Origin of the sequence: uncultured Campylobacter sp., from assembly GCF_938031315.1 — a bacterium.
In the GTDB taxonomy this organism is placed as follows: Bacteria; Campylobacterota; Campylobacteria; order Campylobacterales; family Campylobacteraceae; genus Campylobacter_B.
The window spans coordinates 1-1892 of record NZ_CALHHT010000196.1 but is presented as its reverse complement, the minus strand read 5'-3'; the positions used below and the strand labels follow the sequence as shown (position 1 = coordinate 1892).

The window sequence follows — 1892 nt, the reverse complement described above, 5'->3', positions numbered from 1 at the left end:
TTAAAATCTTAAATTCCATGCGCGATCGGCTCGGTGCAGACAGACGTTGCATTTTTATAAAATTTTAGAATTTTAAATCCCTTATATAGCGAGACGATGCGGTAGAGCTTGGGCTTGCAGTAAATTTTAAAAACCAAATTTCATACCGCGGCGGAATTTAAAAATCCACTAAATTTTAAGCCACAGAAGCAGAATATATTTCGGCAGACATTAAAGCTATCTTAAAATATAATTTAGCTCGCTAGGTTAAGCTAAATTTCTGCTTAAAATCATATTGCTTTAATCTTTATTTGGCTAAAATTAAACTCGTAATTTCTTACTTCGAAAGGATAAAGATGTCTGATCTAAAACAGGATAGACGCGGCTTTATCGGACTTGCTTTCGGCGCAGTCGCCGCTGTGGGCGGCGTTTTTGCGCTGGGCGGTATGAAAAAATCGTGGGATCCGCTTCCTAGCGTGCGTGCTGCGGGCGTTACCACGGTCGATTTAAGTCCGATCAAAGAGGGTGAGCTTTATCAAACTCAGTGGCGCAAAAAGCCCGTCTTCATACTCAAAAAAACGGCCGAAATGGCGCAAAACGACGCTCGCGACGTAGTGGTGGACGGCGCTAGATACACGCTTTGCATCGGCCTTTGCACCCATTTAGGCTGTATTCCCTACTACAAACCTTCGACGCAACAGTTCATCTGTGCCTGTCACGGCGGAATTTTCGATGCAAGCGGGCTTAACGTATTCGGTCCGCCGCCGCGCCCGATGGATATACCGCCGTTTAGGATAGATCAGCAGATGCTCGTGCTAGGCGAGGAAGGGCCTGAATACAAGGCCCTAAAGCAGAAAGCTTAGGAGGCGCAGATGGCACATATAAGAAAAGCTACGGGAGTTTGGGATTGGTTCGACCAAAGGCTCGCCGTAACGAAATTTTTCAAGGTGATGGTAAGCGAGTATTGGATTCCTAAAAATATTAGCTTCCTTTGGGCGATGGGCGTTATTTTGATGACGCTATTTATAGTTTTATTTATCAGCGGACTGATGCTCGTGATGTATTATAAGCCGGACGTAAATTTGGCCTTCGATAGCGTAAATTTCACGATTATGAAAGAGGTCGAATACGGCTGGCTATGGCGACATATCCACGCGGTATCGGCATCAGTTGTATTTTTGATCCTATACATTCATACTTTAGTAGCTATATATTACCGCTCGTATAAGCAAGGACGAGAGATGATTTGGGTAAGCGGAATGCTGCTTTTCATCATCTTTTCGGCGGAGGCTTTTAGCGGCTATATGCTTCCATGGGGGCAAATGAGCTACTGGGCAGCGATGGTTATTACTAATCTTTTTGGTGGAATTCCAGTAGTTGGTGACGCGATAGTCGAATGGATTCGCGGCGATTACGCCGTAAGCGATCCGACGCTGACGCGATTTTTTATGCTTCATGTCTGTTTGCTGCCTCTCGTGGTGGTTGTGGTGCTGGCAGTGCATTTTTATTCGCTTAGATTTCCGCATGTAAATAACCTAGACGGCGAGGAGATTGACTTTGAGCTCGAGGGCGAGAAGTATTTGGAAGGAAAAACTAGCGAAAGCAAGGTAATTCCGTTTTGGCCGGGCTTTTTGGCGAAGGATTTTTTCTACGTCAGTATCTTTATGATATTTTTCTTTTATCTGGTCGGCTTTCACTTCGATTTTGCGATGGATCCGATAAATTTCGAGCCGGCAAACAGCCTCAAAACCCCAACGCATATCTATCCGGAGTGGTATTTCCTCTGGGAGTATGAAATTCTGCGCGGATTTTACTTCGACATAGGACCGCTTAAGGCTGCTGATATCGGGCTTATCGCCTTTGCATTCGCCGGAGTTTCGCTATTTTTCATACCGCTATTTGATCGCAGCAGC

General features: G+C 45.1%; 3 protein-coding genes. 2 read left to right on the top strand and 1 reads right to left on the bottom strand.

The genetic code is table 11. The annotated features are described in order from the left end of the window. Positions 1 to 8: 8 nt before the first annotated feature. On the bottom strand, positions 9 to 137 hold the full coding sequence (locus tag Q0236_RS05075; protein WP_297915730.1) for a hypothetical protein: 129 nt from the start codon (positions 135 to 137) through the stop codon (positions 9 to 11). A gap of 198 nt (positions 138 to 335) precedes the next feature. Between Q0236_RS05075 and petA the strand changes: the two genes are divergently transcribed. Further along, on the top strand, positions 336 to 842 hold the full coding sequence (gene petA / locus Q0236_RS05070) for a ubiquinol-cytochrome c reductase iron-sulfur subunit (RefSeq protein WP_297915728.1): 507 nt from the start codon (positions 336 to 338) through the stop codon (positions 840 to 842). A gap of 9 nt (positions 843 to 851) precedes the next feature. Then, a partial coding sequence (locus tag Q0236_RS05065) for a cytochrome bc complex cytochrome b subunit (RefSeq protein ID WP_297915726.1) occupies positions 852 to 1892 on the top strand: 1041 nt, incomplete at its 3' end.

Coding starts and splice junctions, on each gene's coding strand:
- petA (WP_297915728.1), top strand. CDS start 336: ATGTCTGATCTAAAACAGGATAGACGCGGCTTTATCGGACTTGCTTTC.